The organism is Escherichia sp. MOD1-EC7011, from assembly GCF_002965005.1.
Taxonomy (GTDB): Bacteria; Pseudomonadota; Gammaproteobacteria; order Enterobacterales; family Enterobacteriaceae; genus Escherichia; species Escherichia ruysiae.
In genome coordinates this window covers 18,700-40,765 of sequence record NZ_PTRD01000038.1, presented here as the reverse complement: position 1 = coordinate 40,765, position 22,066 = coordinate 18,700, and the positions used below count along the sequence as shown (strand labels likewise).

Genomic DNA, 22,066 nt, shown 5'->3' with positions numbered 1-22,066 from the left:
GCTGATGTTTAACCGGGTATTTAATGGCAGGCAACGGCGCAGCGATGAAGCGGAAAAACCCTTCTGGATCTCCTATGCAGACCTGATGACCGCCATGATGGTGCTGTTTCTGGTGGTGATGGTGGCGTCACTTAGCTCTGTTACGCAGCGGATCCAGCAGGCGGAGGCGGGGGAGAAATCGCGCGGGCATGATATCGCTCGCCTGTGTGAAAAACTTGAGCTTCAGGCGAAAAATCTCAACAAGACGATTCAGGTTGACTGCCATGACAACCGTATCAGCTTTGGTGAAGCCGGGCGTTTTGAGCACAATCGCTTTGCGCTTAACGCCGAAGGATTACAGGCGCTACAGGATGTGGTGCCGTTAGTGCTGGAGGCGGCAAATAGCGATGAAGGCAAAAAATGGTTTAAGCAAATTGTTATAGAAGGTTTTACGGATACTGACGGTTCTTATCTCTATAACCTGCACCTTTCGTTGCAACGCTCGGAATGGGTGATGTGCAGTTTGCTGGATAGCAGAAGCGCGCTACAGCAAAAAATAACCCCGGAACAACAGGTCCAGATCCGTAAATTATTTCTGGCGGGCGGGGTTTCGTTCAACAATGCGAAAGAGAGCAAAGAAGCCAGCCGTCGCGTAGAACTGCGGATGCAATTCTTTGGCCTGAAAGACAAAAAGCGCGACGAAAGCATGGATGTTGTTCCTGGCATTAGTCAGGAAACCTGTCAGTTGGGAGCCATGCAATGACTTCCGCTATTGAAAAACTGAAAACCCGTTTGCTGCCCTATCGGGAGCAGAACGTGCAGCCGACGGTAAGTCATGCTTTTCACTATCTTCAGCGCGTTATCGCGCAACTTGAGAGGAAGGTAGATGCTCGCGCGGTGCAGATGGTTCCCCCTCTGGAGAAACGCCGACAAGCCATTGCCCGGCTGCGTGCGGGGGATACGCCAAAGCCCTTCGAGTGGAAGATGATTTTTTTTGGTCTTAATGACGTGGCAGAAGGCGATCTGTTTGAAATTGCATTGATTGATGATGCAACAAACTTCGCGAGGATTATCGCTGAAATTGAACAAAAAATTGCGCAGCAGCGGTTAACACGCCGCGAATGGCTGGCGCTATGTACCAGCTACTTTGGTCATTCCAACGATACACCGGAAAAGAATCCGCAGTGGCTTCAGCTACGCACGCAGATTGCTCGCGGGTTTCAACAGCTAAAAGAGAGTGCGCCGCGTCAGATGTCCTGGATGTCGGTCATTGACACCTATAGCGATATTTTTACCGATAATGCAGGTTTTCTTCTCGGACAACAGCTTGGGCGTGGAGAAATCACGGATATTTCGGTGCTGGAGAAAGTCGCGCAAATTCCGCAAACCAGCTGGTTATGGCGCAAAATTGTTAACCACCTGGTCAATGAGATTTTTTGCCTGACTGACGATGATTTTCAGCAGAAAATTCATTCTCTTATCGCCTTGAGCCGCCAGCTTACGCGGTTTAAAGATAATATTCTGGCAGCCACTCTGACCCGTTATTATCAGTCGGCTTTTAAACATCAAACGCATTTCGAACTCAAGCAATTGGCCCTGGAATATTGGGGAAATCCGCAGTTAACCAGCCGTAATAAAAGCTGGCAGGTTCACGTTGAAAATCCGGTATTACTGATGGTGCAAGGATGGTTCGCCAAAGACGACCTGAAACTGTTCTTTGAATTGCTGAAAGGCAATCGGGATGTTGACCATGCGCGCCTGTTCTACTGGCTACGTTTTGCCAACCAAATGAGCTATACGCGCATTGTGCTGGGCGAAGATGCGCTGCGATCCAAAGATGCCGATTATGTTGAATTCAGGGCGAAAAACGCAGGGCGATTAAGCCGTCTGCAAGGTTCTGGTTCACGCGATAACAATGCCATGATTATGCGCATTGGTGATTATCTGTTTGTCGAATTTTCGAAAGTGGGGGCGATGTATGCCTACCATATGGGGAATGCGCCCTTTAATCCGGAAACCGGCATTCTTGATATTGATTATGATCTGAAAGATAAGCGGAATAACCGCCGTAAAGTCCGGTTGCGTTTACCGCATTTGTCGCCGGTATTTCTCTACTCACTCAACCGAATTGAGGGGTGGATGAGCCGATATGACGAAGAACTTCGTAAGCTGGGTATTGATTACGTTGCGGAAGATTTAAATCAGTCCTCTGTCACTTTGGATATATCTCGCTTCAATGCCTCAAAGACCGTGAGTCGGCCTGAACCTGCATCGTTATCTGAACATGAAGTCAGTGATGCAAAGTCAGACCGGGAAGAGCAAATCAAAATCATCGCCTCCTCGTTAAAAGCCAAAAAAGATCTCCCCGACCGGGAACAACAAATCCGGGAGATTATTCGTTCGGTCGATTGCAAAGTGATGGATAAACGCGGGCTGGGGGGCGCAATCCATATTCAGTTCAATGAACCAGACCATGAAGCGGCGCAAAAATTACTCAGCCTTGGGTTTAAACCTGTGCTGGGTAAATTTACTTACTGGAGCAAATAGTGTTCAAAAAATTGTTGGGTAAATTTATTAAAGAGAATACTTCACTACCTGCTTCATTTGCGCCGCTGTATGTAATGAAAGAAGAGGGTTTTGCTTTCCCCTTTAGTCTTGCCGATAGCGAAGATAACTGGCCTGTCGCCTCATGCCTGGAACAGCTTCATGAGGAAGATTATGTTTCACACTGGTCTGATTGCTGGTTTCTTAGCTGGGATGATTTTTACCGCATCCGGAAAAATGACGACTATGCCAGCAGTCTGGCGATTTTTGCTTTCCCTTCACAGCGCAATCTGACGGCTCATCTTGCTGCAACAGGAAGCATTAGCGATGACACTTTTCGCGTTTTCATTGATAAATGGACCCTACCTGATGACTATCGCCCCGTTGAGATAACTTGCACAGGCGCCAGCTTTTCCTCTGCGGAAGGCACCTTTGTGTTAAGTGAAGAGAACTGGCAGCTTCTGGACGCACTACAGCAACTCAGGTTGCAGCAGCGACAGACGCCGGGTGAAACGGTCAACCAAACCCGTTGGGCCAAAATACGGCGGCAGGCCAAAAAAGCAGGGGCAAAACTGGATGACTATCTTGCGAAAACGATCGTCATCAGGCCGGAATCGTTGCAGTTAAAACTGCGAAAATCGCTGGTGGTGGATACTCCGGTGCTGGAAATTGAACCTGTTTTTGATGAGCAGCCTGCCAACTGGTTACAGAGTTTTGACCGCACGCAACAGGTGCAGGATCGTTACCGTGTTTTAGGGGACGATGGTGTCTTAAACCATGTCATTCTTTCTCCTGAAGTCAAAGACGTCCTGACCTCCGTGCACGCTATTACGGGGCGTCGCGTGGCGGGGGATGATGCGCTCTCATTTGTTCGCAACCCCTACACCTGGATTGGTGAAGAGGCGAGCCTGGTGCTTGATCCTGACGTTTATGAGCAGAATTTGCAGGACGCCGGGATCTACTTTTATGATTTCCGTCTGGAGCCGCAGATTGATGAAAACAGGCAAATTGCGGCGGTAACGCTTCTTCTCAGCCCCAGAACTGAGCAATCTGTGGCGGATGAAACCTATATCTTTAAACGTCCAGGTGAACTGGCGGCGTTGCTCTCTGAACTGGAGCAAAAGTTAGCGGCACAACTGCCCGCCGGAGTCTGGCAGGGTTACGATCTGGAGCTTTCCAGATTCAGCCAGGAAGAACTGCAAGGTTATCAGGCGTTGCTTGAAAACTGGCAGCACCAGGCGGCGGGAATGAATTTTACCCACGTCCTCGATCTGAACAAATACAGCGACCGGGTTATCGGGATCGGTGAATTTGAAAAAATAAGTTCGCCTTATCTGGTCAAAAGTGAAAGTGAAAAATGGCTTCCGGAGAACCTTGCGCAAGAGATGTGCGAGGCCATGTTCTCTGGCTGGGATCTCGATAATCATCAACATTTTCAGGAACTGGAAGAGCGGCTGGAAGAGGCAAAAGCCACGGATGCGCCGGAAGTCGCCATGCCCTGGAACGACAACCTTTTGCCCCGTGAAGAAGCAGAAATTTTCCACGATAAATGGAAAAAGAAAATCGACGGTGAAACAAATGATGGCGTCAGTAGTGAGCCGGTCAGTCGCGCCGTTCTGCTGATAGAACAAAATATCGAGCAGGCGCTGTATGTTAAACAACGGCGGGATTCCTTGCTCGGTGCACATCAGGCAGAAGTCGAACTGCCGATGATCCTCAAAACGTCCATTCAGCTACGTGAACACCAGCGTAAAGGGGTAGCGTGGCTCCAGCAGTTGTATCTAAAGTCGCCAATAGAGACGGCGGGATGTTTACTCGCAGACGATATGGGGCTGGGTAAAACCTTACAGATTCTAACTTTTCTCATCTGGCATCGTGAACGTTTCCCGGATGCGCCTCCTTCGCTGATTGTTGCTCCGGTGTCGTTACTCGATAACTGGGAGCGTGAGGTTGGGAATTTCTTCCTGCGCGAGCAGGTGTCGATTTTAAAACTCTACGGTAATGAACTTAAGGCTAAGAAATGCGCGAAAGAGAGTATTCCACAGGCGCTTAAAAGTAAGGGGATTAAGAACTTACTGCAAAGTGACTGGGTGGGTGACGCGCATATTGTTCTTACCACCTATGAGACGTTGCGCGATCAGGAATTTTCGCTGGCTCGTCAGCCCTGGTCCATAATGGTGTGCGACGAAGCGCAGAAAATTAAAAATCCGGCGGCATTAATTACCCAATCGGCAAAAGCCATTCAGGCACAATTTAAAGTCGCATGTACCGGAACACCGGTCGAAAATACCCTTGTCGATCTGTGGTGTTTATTTGACTTCGTGCAGCCAGGTTTGTTGGGGGCTTTAAATAATTTTGGTAAAGATTATCTGCGCCCCATTGAGCAACAGAATGATAATGCTGTCCTCGAATCGCTACGTAAATTAATAGAACCGCAGACGCTGCGCCGCACCAAAGAAGAAGTGGCGAAAGACCTGCCGGATAAGATTGAAGATCAACGCTGTAAACAGTTGAATATGCTGCCATTGCAACGGGATCTCTATACCCACTCGGTTGCAAGCTGGCAAAATCAACAGGAGATCAGCGAAGGGCTGGATCAACGAGGCTCAGGTATGCTGGGGTTACTGCATCGCCTGAAACTTATTTGCGCATGGCCTTATTCCGTAAGTGCAGATTTGCGCTTACGGAACGATGCCCCGAAAGTAAAATGGCTGCTGGAGACATTAAATACGATTCGCCAGTCATCTGATGACAAAGTGATTATTTTTACGGAACTGCGCGATATTCAACGAGAACTGCAACATCTGATTGCGCAGCATTTTGGCTTTAAGCCTTTTATTATTAATGGTGATACCAGCACCAAATCTGGCAGCGATCAAAATCGTCAGAGCCTGATCGATGCATTTCAATCAACGCCCGGTTTTAACGTCATTATTTTATCCACCATTGCGGTTGGGTTTGGCGTCAATGTCCAAAAAGCAAATCATGTCATCCACTTTACCCGTTGCTGGAATCCGGCGAAGGAAGATCAGGCGACCGATCGGGCCTACCGTATCGGGCAGCAGAAAGATGTTTACGTCTATTATCCGACGGTGCGTGATAGCCAGTTAATGACTTTTGAAGAAACGTTGGATGAATTACTGAACCGACGCCGGGCATTGGCGAGAGATATGCTCAAAGGGGCAACCGATCTGAGCGCCGCAGATTTTGAAGCGGTGCTGGCGGGCACTCCCCTGGCGTAGGGAATACCATGGGCGAGTAAATCGACAGGGATTCGCTATTGCTTTATTAATGAACAACAAAGACATTTTGTGAATGTATGGGTTGACATTCATATGAAAAAAATCATAATTCCGTCAGGTTTGCGTAGGGCACTTTCTGTATCTTATGCATCGCACCAGGGCCTGACAGAAAATATGCTGTAAGGTTCGTATCAAAAAACCGCCATTAGCTCATCAGGAAGAGCAGACGACAACCAGGATTGTTGTATGGTACGGGGTTCGAGGCCTCGATGGCGGTCCAATTTTTCAATCGTATTAATTACCAATCATCAGCTCATTGCCGCGTCACCCCTTCATAAATCAGCCGTAGCGCAAATAGACCAATAACCATACCAATAATCCGACTGGCGACCTGCTGCATACGTCCATATGCGCGACGCACGGCGGGTAAAGAAAACGCCTGACTAAGAAATATACGCCAGATAACAGACGCGAGCACAATCCCTGCCCAGGCCATTAAACGCGCCCAGGTCGGCGTTTCTGCACTTAACGTCACTGAGAAGATACTGATAAAAAATAAAACTGTTTGTGGATTCGAGAGATCGGTAATTAACCCACGGCGGAAAAATACATACCAGGGGGCGCTAAGGGGCTGCTGTAACGCGCTCATCTGTGGTGTTGATTGTCGGCGCATACTGTTCCAGGCAAACCATAAGAGATAAGATCCGCCGACGATTTTAATGAGTGAGAAAATCTCTTCACACTGGGTAATGAGCGTTGCCATCCCAAATAATCCCAGCCCGGAATAGATGGCGTCGCCCAACGCCACACCAAGCCCGGTGAGTACGCTCGCGCGACGACCAGAAGCCAGACTGGTTTGAACCACGACAAAGAGATTTGCGCCTGGATTAAAAAACGTGATGACGAACAGTCCGACGGTCAGGTAAACGGCGTGCAAAGGATCCATAGTCATTTCACCCATGAATAAGCTGAATTAACTTCATCATATTTATAGTAAAAATGACTGAATGCGAGCGCGATCACAAAGAACGTTGATCTAAAAAGAGTGCCACCCGCACGTGACGGGCGGCAAAGTGGCATTAAAAGAGATATTTCATGCCCAGCATTCCCTGGGTATCGCTGTAACCGTTGTCACCCAACTGCTGGGCGACGTTGCCCCACAGTTGCAGACGTGGATTAAGCTGACCTTCCACCCCAACTTTTAGCTCGCCGATGTTACGCGTGCCGATGATTTCATCGCTGATGCCATCCATCTTCACGCTGTAATTGCGGGAGTTATAAATCCAGTTGGCTTCCACGAAAGGCTGGAAGGAACGCGCTTTATGATCATCAATAGCATTATGACCCTGCAGGTACGCTTTCACCCCCAGACGCGTTTGCAGGTTGCCTTCGGTGCTGTCCTCAACCAGAGTGCCATTGTCTTCAGTATGGTTGTCTGCCTTCACATCCATCCACGTCAGTTGCATTTTAGGCTGCAACCAGTAGCTGGTGCGGGCATCTGCGCTTTCACCAAGACGGAAGGTATAACCCGCTTCAATGGCGGCGGTGATACCGTCAGAGTGATATTTTTCACTGGGCAGATACTCGCCGGAGACGGTGTTATCAAACCAGTTATAGAGCAACCAGCTATCAACATAAGTTCCTGTTTTATCTGCTTCGTTAGCGTACCAGGTGCCATACATGCCCACACTGTAGCCGTCGATTTGCCCGCGTGAGTTGTACCCGGTCAGGCTGGAATGTGTGTGGTTCTTGCTGTTGGCATAGCCAGCCATCAGGCCGAGATGCCAGCGATCGAGTGCGTTACTGCTCCATTGCGCAAGATCGCCGCCAAGTTGCAGAACATAACGGTTGCTCTGAGTGCTCAGTTCATCCGAGCGATCTTTAAAACGATTGTGTCCACCAATGTTACGCATCCACAAGCTGGTCGCTTTCTGCTCACCGGTCAGCAGGTCGGTATATTGTGTTTCCCCCAGACGGTCATGCAGTCGGGTATTAAACAGCGTATTTGCCGCCTGAATATTGGCAAGATAGCTACCAATTTCCGGGCGATACAGATGTTTTCGTTCTGGTTGTGGGACAGATGGCGTAACAGGCGGCTCCGGTGTCACAGGCGGTTCTGGTGTTACAGGGGGGTCTGGTGTTACAGGAGGCTCAGGATCTGGTTCCGGGATGACGGGCAGTTCCGGTGGAGTATACGGTCCTGCGGGAATTTCACTGGTTAAAAACCAGTTCTGGTTGTCGCTTTTTACCACGTTGTAGTCATAGGGACCGGCAACAATGCGCCCCTCTTTACTGAAAACGCCCTCTGACAGGCCGTCAACCTCTACAATTTTTATCCCTTCCAGAGTATTCGCGCCCAGACCGCCCGCATTGTTGACCATAATGCGGGTACTACCGGAAGTATCACCTTTTACGATGAGTTTATCTGTTACGGAATTATCATCGCCTAATACAGTATGCATGACTAACAGGCCATCATTGGCGGTGTAGTTGCCGTTAATGGTCAGTGTGGTCGGCGTGAACTCGTGACCCTGTTCATACGAAGACAACGTTGTTGTTCCAGCCAGCGTCAGCGTTTTTAACGCCTGCGAATAACTGTTTAAATCGAGATGCCCATCGTTGTCGACAATATAATCGGAGTTGGGGCTGAAGGTATTTTCTTTACCTGCGCGTAGGCTGCCTTTGGTTATATAGGTATTACCGGCATAGTTATTCGAGCCGGATAATGTGGTTGTCCCGGAACCTACCTGGTTAACCTGACCATTTCCCTGGATAGGTGAGGCCAGAACAAAATCGGCACTGGAGTGATTAAAGTTTACTACCGACGAGGAAGAGGCATCCGCTGCGCCTAAATGAATAAATGGCGTATTAATCGAACCTGCAGGCTGTTCAGCCTCACCTTGCGCACCACCAATATTTAAAACGCCCGTGGCACCAGGTGCGACAGTAACCCAGATAAACGAATTGGCATTGATTGTTGCACCGTTATTAACGGTAAGGATACCGGTAGTATTAAAAGCAACATCTGGGCTGAATCCACCAAGATAAACATATTCAGCATTCAATGTTGAATTTTTACCGTCAACCAGAACCTCGCCATAACTATTACGATTTTTTGATATATCATTGGCTGGATAAGCATATCCAATAGCTACCTGAGCTGAGGTAGTGAGTGTGCCGCCATTAGTTATACGTAAATTGCCGGTTCCCTGATCGCCAACAAGAGTAATGTTAGAGGAAACTGATGAGTTTTCCCCATCAATAACCATCAACCCCTTGGCATCACCATAATATTCACCAACCCTTAGTTCCTGCAGGCCACTTATCTTACTGCCTTCTAACACATATACGGTGCCGGAACCATCATATGTCCCCAGCTCCATCCTGGGTGCAGTGAGATTAAACTGCCAGTTGGTATGGTTGGATAAAGTGAGGGAACCTTCAGCATTATTACCTACGGTAGCATTAGCAGTAATAAGTGAAATATTATCAATGAGTAGTGAGCCATTAGAGTTTTGGCCTACATTCAAAGAAGTAAAATGATTCCATCCAGGATCGTAACCTTCGGAGGCAATAACTTTTGCCTCTTCGCCATTATTAATGATAACAACGCTATTTGCATCTGTGGGTGGGGTTACGGCCAGGGATACGGGTGTAAATAATACTGTTGAAATTGCTATCGCCCGTGTCGATAAGCTTTTTTTTGCTGATTTCATATCACTCACTTTCATCCTTAAATTTAAATGGCGAGATGTTTTTTATTGCACTGTTTTTCTTCCTGAAGCCTTGTAAGGCGCATACATGCAAGTTACTAAATAAGAATATATGTAATATTAGATGTAATAAATTTATTAAAGTGTTAGTTGTTCATTACATTGATTGGTTTTAGTGGTTTGTAAGTGGAGTTAATGCAGTTTTTTTATGTCGTTTAGAAAAAATACATCTAATAATCCTAAAGTTTATATAAGTGAAATAACGAAAGGGTATGGAAATCACATTAATAGATGGGTGGTGGTTTTTTGTCCAGAAAAGTAATATGGCTTATGTGAATTTTATATTGGATTTTAGCGGAGGCAGGAATTTGAGATTTTTATGAAAATTAAATTAAGGAACACCAGCGATAATTATCGTGAGCATTATTCAACAACAGGAGAAATGTGGCTGTTTTTGAGAAAAATAGAAATATATCCTCTTTTTTTGTAGATTTTTCCTAACCGCTGAACTAATTATTAATCAACCCTGATGATGATTGATAGCTTTAGTGCATTGGCCTAATCACACATCATGACCGGGTACGACGGTACCGTAAGAGAGGTCGGATATACGAATGCAACTAACTTCCGTTACACAGATGAAAAATAACTTGCACAACGGGAGGGGTTATATACGGCGTGCAAGGGAGCCATAGTCATTTCACCCATGAATAAGCTGAATTAACTTCATCATATTTATAGTAAAAATGACTGAATGCGAGCGCGATCACAAAGAACGTTGATCTAAAAAGAGTGCCACCCGCACGTGACGGGCGGCAAAGTGGCATTAAAAGAGATATTTCATGCCCAGCATTCCCTGGGTATCGCTGTAACCGTTGTCACCTAACTGCTGGGCGACGTTGCCCCACAGTTGCAGACGCGGATTAAGCTGACCTTCCACCCCGACTTTTAACTCGCCTGTGTTACGCGCGCCGATGATCTCATCGCTGATGCCATCCATCTTCACGCTGTAATTGCGGGAGTTATAAATCCAGTTGGCTTCCACGAAAGGCTGGAAGGAACGCGCTTTATGATCATCAATAGCATTGTGACCCTGCAGGTACGCTTTCACCCCCAGACGCGTTTGCAGGTTGCCTTCGGTGCTGTCCTCAACCAGAGTGCCATTGTCTTCAGTATGATTATCTGCCTTCACATCCATCCACGTCAGTTGCATTTTGGGCTGCGACCAGTAGCTGGTGCGGGCATCTGCGCTTTCACCAAGACGGAAGGTATAACCCGCTTCAATGGCGGCGGTGATACCGTCAGAGTGATATTTTTCACTGGGCAGATACTCGCCGGAGACGGTGTTATCAAACCAGTTATAGAGCAACCAGCTATCAACATAAGTTCCTGTTTTATCTGCTTCGTTAGCGTACCAGGTGCCATACATGCCCACACTGTAGCCGTCGATTTGCCCACGAGAGCTGTACCCGGTCAGGCTGGAATGCGTGTGACTCTTGCTGTTGGCATAGCCAGCCATCAGGCCGAGATGCCAGCGATCGAGTGCGTTACTGCTCCATTGCGCAAGATCGCCGCCAAGTTGCAGAACATAACGGTTGCTCTGGGTGTTCAGTTCATCTGAGCGATCCTTAAAGCGGTTATGTCCGCCAATGTTACGTAACCACAGACTGGTCACTTTCTGCTCACCGGTCAGCAGGTCGGTATATTGTGTTTCCCCCAGACGGTCATGCAGTCGGGTATTAAACAGCGTATTTGCCGCCTGAATATTGGCAAGATAGCTACCAATTTCCGGGCGATACAGATGTTTTCGTTCTGGTTGTGGAACAGATGGCGTAACAGGCGGCTCCGGTGTCACAGGGGGTTCTGGTGTTACAGGAGGCTCAGGATCTGGTTCCGGGATGACGGGCAGTTCCGGTGGAGTATACGGTCCTGCGGGAATTTCACTGGTTAAAAACCAGTTCTGATTGTCGCTTTTTACCACGTTGTAGTCATAGGGACCGGCAACAATGCGACCTTCTTTACTGAAAACGCCCTCTGACAGGCCGTCAACCTCTACAATTTTTATCCCTTCCAGAGTATTCGCGCCCAGACCGCCCGCATTGTTGACCATAATGCGGGTACTACCGGAAGTATCACCTTTTACGATGAGTTTATCCGTTACGGAATTATCATCGCCTAATACAGTATGCATGACTAACAGGCCATCATTGGCGGTGTAGTTGCCGTTAATGGTCAGTGTGGTCGGCGTGAACTCGTGACCCTGTTCATACGAAGACAACGTTGTTGTTCCAGCCAGCGTCAGCGTTTTTAACGCTTGTGAATAACCGTTTAAATCGAGATGCCCATCGCTGTCGACAATATAATCGGAGTTGGGGCTGAAGGTATTTTCTTTACCTGCGCGTAGGCTGCCTTTGGTTATATAGGTATTACCGGCATAGTTATTCGAGCCGGATAATGTGGTTGTCCCGGAGCCGACCTGGTTAACCTGGCCGTTCCCCTCAATAGCGGAGGCTAGGACAAAATCAGCGTTGGTGTGATTAAAGTTTACTACCGAAGAGGAAGTGGCATCCGCTGCGCCTAAATGAATAAATGGCGTATTAATCGAACCTGCAGGCTGTTCAGCTTCACCTTGCGCACCACCAATATTTAAAATGCCTGTGGCGCCAGGGGCGAGAGTAACCCAGATAAACGAATTGGCATTGATTGTTGCACCGTTATTAACGGTAAGGATACCGGTAGTCGTAACCGGAACATCAGGGCTAAATCCGCCAAGATAAATATATTCAGCATTCAATGTTGAATTTTTACCGTCAACCAGGATATTTCCATAACTATTAAGATTTTCTGATATACCATTGACTGGAGAAGCATAGCCTATATTTAGTTGAGCTAAGGAAGTGAATGTACCGCCATTAGTAATACGTAAATTGCCGGTTCCCTGATTGCCAACAGTAGTAATGTTAGAGGTAACTGACGAGTTTTCCCCATCAATAAACATCAATCCTTTGGCATCACCATAATAATCACCAATTTTTAGGTCTTGCAGGCCACTTATCTTACTGCCTTCTAACACATATACGGTGCCGGAACCATCATATGTCCCCAGCTCCATCCTGGGTGCAGTGAGATTAAACTGCCAGTCGGTATGGTTTAATAAAGTGATGGAACCTTCAGAATTTCTACCTATGGTAGAGTATCTGGTAATAATTAACATATTATCAAGGATAACGGAGCCATTAGAGTTTTCGCCCACCATCAAAAAACCAAATTGCTTCCATTTGGGATTGTAACCCTCTGAAGCAATGAGTTTCAATTCTTCATTATTATTGACGACAACTCTACTATTTAGATTTGAGGGAGGGTCAACGGCCAGAGATACTGGTGTGTATAGTATTGTTGAAATGGCTATAGCCAGGGTTGATAAAGCATGTTTTGTTAACTTCATATCACTCATATCACTCACTTTCATCCTTAAAATATAAATAGCGAGATGTGTTTTATTGCACTGATTTTCTTCCTGAAGACTTGTTGGGTGTAAGCATGCAAGTTGCCAAATAAGAATATCTGTAATATTAGATACAATAAATTTATTAAATTGTTAGTTGTTCATTGTATTGATAGGTTTTAGTGGTTTGTAAATGGTGTGAGTGAAGTTTTTTACTATTATCATTAAAAATAATAGTAAATCGTCTTAAGGTTAATAAGGAATAAAATAAATAATGCTTATAAAAATCAATCCAATAGATGGTTGGTTTTTTCTTGTTCAGAAAAATAATGTGGATAATGTAAGTTTTATATTGAATCTCTGGCAGGGTGAAAATATGAGATTTTTATGAAAAATAATTCAAATAACACCAGCGATACTTGCAGTGAAAGTTATTAACCAGTTGGACAAGAGTGGTTCGCATTAAGAACAATACAAATATATTCTCTTTTCCTATAGATTTTTCCTAACCGCTGAACTACTTATTAATCAACCCTGATGATGACTGTTAGCTTCAGGGCATTAGCCAATCACACATTATGGAGTTCACTTATGAAAACTGGAACTAAGCTCTTAGTTGGTGCGTTAGCTTTTGTTGTTACAAACGTCTATGCTGCTGAATTGATGACCAAAGCGGAATTTGAAAAGGTTGAATCGCAATATGAAAAAATAGGTGATATTTCAACAAGTAATGAAATGTCGACTGCAGATGCAAAAGAAGATTTGATCAAAAAAGCGGATGAAAAAGGTGCTGATGTGTTGGTACTGACCTCCGGTCAGACTGACAATAAGATCCACGGTACGGCAAATATCTATAAGAAGAAGTAATTCTGAAGCCCCTGTAAATATGCCCGATGCGCACGTCTATCGGTGAGCGTAATATATTGAAATTCATGGTTTTGTAGGCCGGATAAGGCGTTCACGCCGCATCCGGCAATTTAATTTTTCAGCCGCCGCCAGAACGTCGTCCGGCTGACGCCTAAATAATTCGCCGCTGCTGTTTTATTACCATTAAATTTATCCAGTGCCTGTTGGGGTGTCAGCAAAGGGGAGGCGGTAATTTTCGCCGACTCGTGGACTAATTCCGGCAGTAGCTGTTGCAAAAACTGCGGTGTTAAATCCGGCGTCGGTTCCACACTTAAAAATAGCGCCAGTCGCTCCATCATATTGCGTAGTTCACGAATATTTCCCGGCCACTCATAGTGCAATAAAACCACCTGGCAGGTATTTAACCCCTCGCGTAATGCAGCAGAAAACGGGGCGGAGAGCGCCGCCAGAGACGCTTTCAAAAAGCTTTCCGCCAGCGACAGAATATCCGCATCTCGCTCGCGCAATGGTGGCAATTGCAGACGCAGAATACTCAGTCGATAAAACAGATCACGGCGAAAATGTCCTTGCTGCATATCCTCTTCCAGATTGCAGTGGGTGGCGCTGATGACCCGCACATCCACCGGAATCGGTTGATGTCCGCCGACGCGAGTGACCTCTTTTTCTTCCAGAACCCGCAGCAGGCGAGTCTGCAAAGGAAGCGGCATTTCGCCAATCTCATCAAGAAACAGCGTGCCGCCGTGGGCGATTTCAAACAGCCCGGCGCGGCCTCCGCGTCGTGAGCCGGTAAACGCCCCTTCTTCATAGCCAAACAGCTCCGCTTCCAGCAATGATTCAGCAATCGCCCCGCAGTTGACGGCAACAAACGGATGCGACTTTTTGCCCTGTCGCGCATCGTAGCGGGCAAAGTATTCCCGATGAATCGCCTGAGCCGCCAGCTCTTTACCGGTTCCCGTTTCTCCCTCAATCAACACCGCCGCACTGGAGCGGGCATAGAGCAAAATGGTTTGCCGCACTTGTTCCATCTGTGGTGATTGACCAAGCATATCGCTCAGAACGTAACGAGTACGCAGGGCGTTGCGGGTAGTATCCTGGGCGTTATGCCGGAGAGACATGCGCGTCATATCCAGCGCATCGCTGAACGCCTGGCGCACGGTGGCAGCGGAATAGATAAAAATTCCGGTCATTCCGGCTTCTTCTGCCAGATCGGTAATCAGCCCGGCACCGACCACGGCTTCGGTGCCGTTAGCTTTTAGCTCGTTAATCTGCCCGCGTGCGTCTTCTTCGGTGATGTAGCTACGTTGATCAAGGCGCAAATTAAAGGTTTTTTGAAACGCGACCAGCGCCGGAATGGTTTCCTGATAGGTGACAACGCCGATAGAAGAGGTGAGTTTTCCGGCTTTTGCCAGTGCCTGTAACACATCGAATCCGCTGGGTTTGATCAGAATCACCGGCACCGACAGGCGGCTCTTCAGATACGCGCCGTTAGAGCCAGCGGCGATGATAGCGTCGCAGCGTTCGCTGGCCAGTTTCTTGCGGATGTAGGTCACCGCTTTTTCAAAGCCAAGCTGGATAGGCGTAATGTTCGCCAGGTGATCAAACTCAAGGCTGATATCGCGAAACAGTTCGAACAAGCGCGTCACTGATACCGTCCAAAAAACGGGTTTGTCGTCGTTCAGCCGTGGTGGATGTGCCATAGCACCCTAAAGAATTAAGAAACCGAATATTGGGTTTAGTCTTGTTTCATAATTGTTGCAATGAAACGCAGTGAAACATTGCCTGAAACGTTAACTGAAACGCATATTTGCGGATTAAATTAAGGATTTTAAGTTAACTTATTGAAAATAAAAATTTAATTACATTCATGCAATTGTGGCACATCCCTTGCTTTGTGTTTATTAACGCAAATAACAAGTTGATAACAAAGGATGTGCTATGTCTCTACACTCTCCAGGTAAAGCTTTTCGCGCTGCACTCACTAAAGAAAATCCATTGCAGATTGTCGGCACCATCAACGCTAACCATGCGCTGCTGGCACAGCGTGCCGGGTATCAGGCGATTTATCTCTCCGGGGGCGGTGTGGCGGCAGGCTCGCTGGGGTTGCCCGATCTCGGTATTTCTACCCTTGATGATGTACTGACCGACATTCGCCGTATCACCGACGTTTGTTCGCTGCCGTTGCTGGTGGATGCTGATATTGGTTTTGGCTCTTCGGCCTTTAACGTCGCCCGCACCGTGAAATCGATGATCAAAGCAGGGGCGGCAGGCTTACATATTGAAGATCAAGTCGGCGCGAAACGCTGCGGTCATCGTCCGAACAAAGCGATCGTCTCAAAAGAAGAGATGGTGGATCGGATCCGCGCGGCGGTGGATGCGAAAACCGATCCTGATTTTGTGATCATGGCACGCACCGATGCGCTGGCGGTAGAGGGGCTGGATGCCGCGATCGAGCGTGCGCAGGCCTACGTTGAAGCCGGTGCCGAGATGTTGTTCCCGGAGGCGATTACCGAACTCGCCATGTACCGCCAGTTTGCCGATGCGGTGCAGGTGCCAATCCTCGCCAACATTACCGAATTTGGCGCAACGCCCCTGTTCACTACCGATGAATTACGCAGTGCCCATGTTGCAATGGCGCTGTACCCGCTTTCAGCGTTTCGCGCCATGAACCGCGCCGCTGAACATGTCTACAACGTCCTGCGTCAGGAAGGCACGCAGAAAAGCGTGATCGACACCATGCAGACCCGCAACGAGTTGTACGAAAGCATCAACTATTACCAGTACGAAGAGAAGCTCGACGACCTGTTTGCCCGTAGTCAGGCGAAATAAAAAACGCCCGTTGGTTGTATTCGACAACCGATGCCTGATGCGCCGCTGACGCGACTTATCAGGCCTACGGGATGAACTGAACTGTAGGTCGGATAAGACGCATGGCGTCGCATCCGACAATAATCCCGACCCTACAAATGATAACAATGACGAGGACAACATGAGCGACACAACGATCCTGCAAAACAATACCCATGTCATTAAACCGAAAAAATCTGTGGCACTTTCCGGCGTTCCGGCGGGCAATACGGCGCTCTGCACCGTGGGTAAAAGCGGCAATGACCTGCATTACCGTGGCTACGATATTCTCGATCTGGCGGAACATAGCGAATTTGAAGAAGTGGCGCACCTGCTGATCCACGGCAAACTGCCAACCCGTGACGAACTCGCCGCTTACAAAACGAAACTAAAAGCCCTACGTGGCTTACCGGCTAACGTGCGTACTGTACTGGAGGCTTTACCTGCGGCGTCACATCCGATGGATGTCATGCGCACCGGCGTTTCCGCGCTCGGCTGCACGCTGCCGGAAAAAGAGGGGCACACCGTCTCTGGTGCGCGGGATATTGCCGACAAACTGTTGGCGTCACTTAGCTCGATTCTTCTCTATTGGTATCACTATAGCCACAACGGCGAACGCATCCAGCCGGAAACTGATGACGATTCCATCGGCGGTCACTTCCTGCATCTGCTGCATGGCGAAAAGCCATCGCAAAGCTGGGAAAAGGCGATGCATATTTCACTGGTGCTGTACGCCGAGCACGAGTTTAACGCCTCCACTTTTACCAGCCGGGTGATTGCGGGCACCGGCTCTGACATGTATTCAGCCATTATCGGCGCGATTGGCGCACTGCGCGGGCCGAAACACGGTGGGGCGAATGAAGTGTCGCTGGAGATCCAACAACGCTACGAAACGCCGGACGAAGCCGAAGCAGATATCCGCAAACGCGTGGAAAACAAAGAAGTGGTCATTGGTTTTGGGCATCCGGTTTATACCATCGCTGACCCGCGTCATCAGGTGATCAAACGCGTGGCGAAGCAGCTCTCGCAGGAAGGCGGCTCGCTGAAGATGTACCACATTGCCGATCGCCTGGAAACAGTGATGTGGGAGAGCAAAAAGATGTTCCCCAATCTCGACTGGTTCTCAGCCGTTTCCTACAACATGATGGGCGTTCCCACCGAGATGTTTACGCCACTGTTTGCTATCGCCCGCGTTACTGGCTGGGCGGCGCACATTATCGAACAACGTCAGGACAACAAAATTATCCGTCCTTCCGCCAATTATGTTGGCCCGGAAGACCGCCCGTTTGTCGCGCTGGATAAGCGGCAGTAAGAAGAACGGAGCAGGAGGTAACCGCGTGCACAATTTGCCCGTTAGGGTGAGGGGGAAGGTCAGCTCAGGTGCGAGCACAGACCCTCACCCCGGCCCTCTCCCTGGAAGGGAGAGGGGGAAAAACGCGCCCCATTTGACCGGGTGCACGAACAATTCCCTCGCCCCGGCCCACTCCCCGGAAGGGAGAGGGGGAAAAACGCGCTCCATTTGACCGAGTGCACGGACAGTTCCCTCGCCCCGGCTCACTCCCCGGAAGGGAGAGGGGGAAAAACGCGCTCCATTTGACCGGGTGCACGAACAATTCCCTCGCCCCGGCTCACTCCCCGGAAGGGAGAGGGGGAAAAACGCGCTCCATTTGACCGAGTGCACGGACAGTTCCCTCGCCCCTCCGGGGAGAGGGTTAGGGTGAGGGGAAAGGCCTGCTCAGAAGCAAACACTCACTCTCGATAACAGAGTAAAAAATGATCACTTTAACTTTATAAAAAATCCGAAGGAAACGTACCCAATGTCAGCTCAAATCAACAACATCCGCCCGGAATTCGACCGCGAAATTATTGATATCGTCGATTACGTAATGAACTTCGAAATCAGCTCCAGAGTGGCCTACGACACTGCACATTACTGCCTGCTCGACACTCTCGGCTGCGGTCTGGAAGCTCTCGAATACCCGGCCTGTAAAAAACTGCTGGGGCCAGTTGTCCCCGGCACCGTCGTACCTAACGGCGTGCGCGTCCCCGGAACTCAGTTCCAGCTCGACCCCGTCCAGGCGGCATTTAACATCGGCACGATGATCCGTTGGCTCGATTTCAACGATACCTGGCTGGCGGCGGAGTGGGGCCATCCTTCCGACAACCTCGGCGGCATTCTGGCAACGGCGGACTGGCTTTCGCGCAACGCGGTCGCCAGCGGCAAAGCGCCGTTGACCATGAAACAGGTGCTGACCGCAATGATCAAAGCCCATGAAATTCAGGGCTGCATTGCACTGGAAAACTCCTTTAACCGCGTCGGCCTCGACCACGTTCTGTTAGTGAAAGTGGCTTCCACCGCCGTGGTCGCCGAAATGCTCGGCCTGACCCGCGAGGAAATTCTCAACGCCGTTTCGCTGGCGTGGGTAGACGGTCAGTCGCTGCGCACCTATCGCCATGCGCCGAACACCGGCACGCGCAAATCCTGGGCGGCGGGCGATGCCACTTCCCGCGCGGTACGTCTGGCACTGATGGCGAAAACCGGCGAAATGGGTTATCCGTCAGCCCTGACCGCGCCGGTGTGGGGCTTCTACGACGTCTCCTTTAAAGGCGAGTCGTTCCGTTTCCAGCGCCCGTATGGTTCCTACGTTATGGAAAATGTGCTGTTCAAAATCTCCTTCCCGGCGGAGTTCCACTCCCAGACGGCAGTTGAAGCGGCGATGACGCTCTATGAACAGATGCAGGCAGTAGGCAAAACGGCAGCAGATATCGAAAAAGTGACTATTCGCACCCACGAAGCCTGTATTCGCATCATCGACAAAAAAGGGCCACTCAATAACCCGGCTGACCGCGACCACTGCATTCAGTACATGGTGGCGATCCCGCTGCTGTTCGGGCGTTTAACGGCGGCAGATTACGAAGATAACGTTGCGCAAGATAAACGCATCGATGCCCTGCGCGAGAAGATCAATTGCTTTGAAGATCCGGCATTTACCGCTGACTACCACGACCCGGAAAAACGCGCTATCGCCAATGCCATTACCCTTGAGTTCACCGACGGCACGCGCTTTGAAGAAGTGGTTGTGGAGTACCCGATTGGTCATGCCCGTCGCCGTCAGGATGGCATTCCGAAACTGGTCGATAAATTCAAAATCAACCTCGCACGCCAGTTCCCGACTCGCCAGCAGCAGCGCATTCTGGACGTTTCTCTCGACAGAACTCGCCTCGAACAGATGCCGGTCAATGAGTATCTCGACCTGTACGTCATTTAAGTAAACGGCGGTAAGGCGTAAGTTCAACAGGAGAGCATTATGTCTTTTAGCGAATTTTATCAGCGTTCGATTAACGAACCGGAGCAGTTCTGGGCTGAGCAGGCTCAGCGTATTGACTGGCAGACGCCCTTTACACAAACGCTCGATCACAGCAATCCGCCGTTTGCCCGTTGGTTTTGTGAAGGCCGAACCAACTTGTGCCACAACGCTATCGACCGCTGGCTGGAGAAACAGCCAGAGGCGCTGGCGCTGATTGCCGTCTCTTCGGAAACAGAGGAAGAGCGCACCTTTACCTTTCGCCAGCTTCATGACGAAGTAAACGCGGTGGCGTCAATGCTGCGCTCACTGGGTGTGCAGCGTGGCGATCGGGTGCTGGTGTATATGCCGATGATTGCCGAAGCGCATATTACCCTGCTGGCCTGTGCGCGCATTGGCGCTATTCACTCGGTGGTGTTTGGTGGTTTTGCCTCGCACAGCGTGGCGGCGCGGATTGATGACGCTAAACCGGTGTTGATTGTCTCGGCAGATGCCGGAGCGCGCGGCGGCAAAATCATTCCCTATAAAAAATTGCTCGACGATGCGATAAGCCAGGCGCAGCACCAGCCGCGCCACGTTTTGCTGGTGGATCGCGGGCTGGCGAAAATGGCGCGCGTCAGCGGGCGGGATGTCGATTTCGCGTCGTTGCGCCATCAGCACATCGGCGCGCGGGTGCCGGTGGCGTGGCTGGAATCCAACGAAACCTCCTGCATTCTCTACACCTCCGGCACGACCGGCAAACCTAAAGGCGTGCAGCGTGACGTCGGCGGTTATGCGGTGGCGCTGGCGACCTCGATGGAAACCATTTTTGGCGGCAAAGCGGGTGGCGTGTTCTTTTGCGCGTCGGATATCGGCTGGGTGGTAGGGCATTCGTATATCGTCTATGCGCCGCTGCTGGCGGGGATGGCGACCATTGTTTACGAAGGATTGCCGACCTGGCCTGACTGCGGCGTGTGGTGGAAAATCGTCGAGAAATATCAGGTGAGCCGGATGTTCTCAGCGCCGACCGCCATTCGCGTGCTGAAAAAATTCCCTACCGCTGAAATTCGCAAACACGATCTTTCGTCGCTGGAAGTGCTCTATCTGGCAGGAGAACCGCTGGACGAGCCGACAGCCAGTTGGGTGAGCAATACGCTGGATGTGCCGGTGATCGACAACTACTGGCAGACCGAATCCGGCTGGCCGATTATGGCGATTGCTCGCGGTCTGGACGACAGGCCGACGCGGCTGGGAAGCCCCGGCGTGCCGATGTATGGCTACAACGTGCAGTTGCTCAATGAAGTCACTGGCGAGCCGTGCGGCGTCAACGAGAAAGGGATGCTGGTGGTGGAAGGGCCATTGCCGCCGGGCTGTATTCAGACCATCTGGGGCGACGACGACCGCTTTGTGAAGACTTACTGGTCGCTGTTTTCCCGTCCGGTTTACGCCACGTTTGACTGGGGTATCCGCGACGCTGACGGTTATCACTTTATTCTCGGGCGTACCGACGATGTGATTAACGTTGCCGGGCATCGGCTGGGCACGCGCGAGATTGAAGAGAGTATTTCCAGTCATCCTGGCGTTGCCGAAGTGGCGGTGGTTGGGGTGAAAGATGCGCTGAAAGGGCAGGTGGCGGTGGCGTTTGTCATTCCGAAAGAGAGCGATAGCCTGGAAGACCGCGACGTGGCGCACTCGCAAGAGAAGGCGATTATGGCGCTGGTGGACAGCCAGATTGGCAACTTTGGCCGCCCGGCGCACGTCTGGTTTGTCTCGCAGTTGCCGAAAACGCGATCCGGAAAAATGCTGCGCCGCACGATCCAGGCGATTTGCGAAGGGCGCGATCCGGGGGATCTGACGACCATTGATGATCCTGCGTCGTTGGATCAGATCCGCCAGGCGATGGAAGAGTAAGGTACAGTCGGATGCGTCGTGCGCCGTATCCGACAGTTGTGCGCAGATGCCTGATGCGACGCTGACGCGTCTTATCATGCCTACAGGACTGAACCGTAGGTCGGATAAGGCGCTCGCGCCGCATCCGACATCGTGCGCAGATGCCTGATGCGACGCTGACACGTCTTATCATGCCTACAAGTCTGAACCGTAGGTCGGATAAGGCGCTCGCGCCGCATCCGACACCGTGTGCAGATG

12 protein-coding genes are annotated in these 22,066 nt (G+C 49.8%); 8 read left to right on the top strand and 4 right to left on the bottom strand.

The window, feature by feature from the left end:
• Positions 1 to 4: 4 nt before the first annotated feature.
• The 3 genes from zorB1 to zorD are packed head-to-tail and all read left to right on the top strand — an operon-like array spanning position 5 to position 5,765.
• The gene (gene zorB1, locus A7098_RS18515; protein ID WP_000483327.1) at positions 5 to 742 is read left to right on the top strand and encodes a type I Zorya anti-phage system protein ZorB1; all 738 of its coding nucleotides are present in this window, start codon (positions 5 to 7) and stop codon (positions 740 to 742) included.
• Positions 739 to 2,526 (top strand): type I Zorya anti-phage system protein ZorC, encoded by a 1,788-nt coding sequence (zorC, locus tag A7098_RS18510; RefSeq protein ID WP_105281248.1) that lies wholly within the window; start codon positions 739 to 741, stop codon positions 2,524 to 2,526. The genes zorB1 and zorC overlap by 4 nt, the downstream gene beginning before the upstream one ends.
• Positions 2,526 to 5,765, top strand: a complete 3,240-nt coding sequence (gene zorD / locus A7098_RS18505) for a type I Zorya anti-phage system protein ZorD (RefSeq protein WP_105281247.1) — start codon at positions 2,526 to 2,528, stop codon at positions 5,763 to 5,765. Before zorC ends, zorD begins: the two co-directional genes overlap by 1 nt.
• Positions 5,766 to 6,078: 313 nt before the next feature.
• Here zorD and A7098_RS18500 read toward each other — a convergent pair whose 3' ends face one another.
• The 3 genes from A7098_RS18500 to A7098_RS18490 all read right to left on the bottom strand — a co-directional run bounded on the left by A7098_RS18500 (position 6,079) and on the right by A7098_RS18490 (position 12,932).
• On the bottom strand, positions 6,079 to 6,711 hold the full coding sequence (locus A7098_RS18500; protein ID WP_123056771.1) for a LysE family transporter: 633 nt from the start codon (positions 6,709 to 6,711) through the stop codon (positions 6,079 to 6,081).
• A 133-nt stretch (positions 6,712 to 6,844) separates the two neighbouring features.
• Positions 6,845 to 9,490 (bottom strand): autotransporter outer membrane beta-barrel domain-containing protein, encoded by a 2,646-nt coding sequence (locus A7098_RS18495; RefSeq protein ID WP_105281245.1) that lies wholly within the window; start codon positions 9,488 to 9,490, stop codon positions 6,845 to 6,847.
• A gap of 814 nt (positions 9,491 to 10,304) precedes the next feature.
• Complete coding sequence (locus A7098_RS18490) at positions 10,305 to 12,932, bottom strand: autotransporter outer membrane beta-barrel domain-containing protein (protein WP_105281244.1); 2,628 nt, start codon at positions 12,930 to 12,932, stop codon at positions 10,305 to 10,307.
• Positions 12,933 to 13,514: 582 nt separating this feature from the next.
• Here A7098_RS18490 and yahO point away from each other — a divergent pair.
• The gene (gene yahO / locus A7098_RS18485) at positions 13,515 to 13,790 is read left to right on the top strand and encodes a DUF1471 family periplasmic protein YahO (RefSeq protein WP_000848012.1); all 276 of its coding nucleotides are present in this window, start codon (positions 13,515 to 13,517) and stop codon (positions 13,788 to 13,790) included.
• A 110-nt stretch (positions 13,791 to 13,900) separates the two neighbouring features.
• Here the strand turns inward: yahO and prpR are convergent, their stop codons facing one another.
• A complete protein-coding gene (prpR, locus tag A7098_RS18480; protein WP_105281243.1) occupies positions 13,901 to 15,487 on the bottom strand; it encodes a propionate catabolism operon regulatory protein PrpR in 1,587 nt (528 codons plus the stop codon).
• Between the two features lie 238 nt (positions 15,488 to 15,725).
• Here prpR and prpB point away from each other — a divergent pair, with 238 nt between their 5' ends.
• The 4 genes from prpB (at position 15,726) to prpE (ending at position 21,829) form a co-directional block, all read left to right on the top strand.
• On the top strand, positions 15,726 to 16,616 hold the full coding sequence (prpB, locus tag A7098_RS18475; RefSeq protein WP_000052204.1) for a methylisocitrate lyase: 891 nt from the start codon (positions 15,726 to 15,728) through the stop codon (positions 16,614 to 16,616).
• A 160-nt stretch (positions 16,617 to 16,776) separates the two neighbouring features.
• The gene (gene prpC, locus A7098_RS18470; protein ID WP_105281242.1) at positions 16,777 to 17,946 is read left to right on the top strand and encodes a 2-methylcitrate synthase; all 1,170 of its coding nucleotides are present in this window, start codon (positions 16,777 to 16,779) and stop codon (positions 17,944 to 17,946) included.
• A gap of 505 nt (positions 17,947 to 18,451) precedes the next feature.
• Positions 18,452 to 19,903 carry a 2-methylcitrate dehydratase gene (prpD, locus tag A7098_RS18465; RefSeq protein ID WP_105281241.1) on the top strand — a complete coding sequence of 484 codons (1,452 nt, stop codon included), beginning with the start codon at positions 18,452 to 18,454 and terminating at the stop codon, positions 19,901 to 19,903.
• Between the two features lie 39 nt (positions 19,904 to 19,942).
• Positions 19,943 to 21,829, top strand: a complete 1,887-nt coding sequence (prpE, locus tag A7098_RS18460) for a propionate--CoA ligase (RefSeq protein ID WP_105281240.1) — start codon at positions 19,943 to 19,945, stop codon at positions 21,827 to 21,829.
• The last annotated feature ends 237 nt before the right edge of the window (positions 21,830 to 22,066 follow it).

What these genes read in the sequence shown, in the direction of transcription:
- zorB1 (WP_000483327.1), top strand. Translation starts at nt 5, where the DNA reads ATGTTTAACCGGGTATTTAATGGCAGGCAACGGCGCAGCGATGAAGCG.
- zorC (WP_105281248.1), top strand. Translation starts at nt 739, where the DNA reads ATGACTTCCGCTATTGAAAAACTGAAAACCCGTTTGCTGCCCTATCGG.
- A7098_RS18500 (WP_123056771.1), bottom strand. Translation starts at nt 6,711, where the DNA reads ATGGATCCTTTGCACGCCGTTTACCTGACCGTCGGACTGTTCGTCATC.
- A7098_RS18490 (WP_105281244.1), bottom strand. Translation starts at nt 12,932, where the DNA reads ATGAGTGATATGAAGTTAACAAAACATGCTTTATCAACCCTGGCTATA.
- yahO (WP_000848012.1), top strand. Translation starts at nt 13,515, where the DNA reads ATGAAAACTGGAACTAAGCTCTTAGTTGGTGCGTTAGCTTTTGTTGTT.
- prpR (WP_105281243.1), bottom strand. Translation starts at nt 15,487, where the DNA reads ATGGCACATCCACCACGGCTGAACGACGACAAACCCGTTTTTTGGACG.
- prpB (WP_000052204.1), top strand. Translation starts at nt 15,726, where the DNA reads ATGTCTCTACACTCTCCAGGTAAAGCTTTTCGCGCTGCACTCACTAAA.
- prpC (WP_105281242.1), top strand. Translation starts at nt 16,777, where the DNA reads ATGAGCGACACAACGATCCTGCAAAACAATACCCATGTCATTAAACCG.
- prpD (WP_105281241.1), top strand. Translation starts at nt 18,452, where the DNA reads ATGTCAGCTCAAATCAACAACATCCGCCCGGAATTCGACCGCGAAATT.
- prpE (WP_105281240.1), top strand. Translation starts at nt 19,943, where the DNA reads ATGTCTTTTAGCGAATTTTATCAGCGTTCGATTAACGAACCGGAGCAG.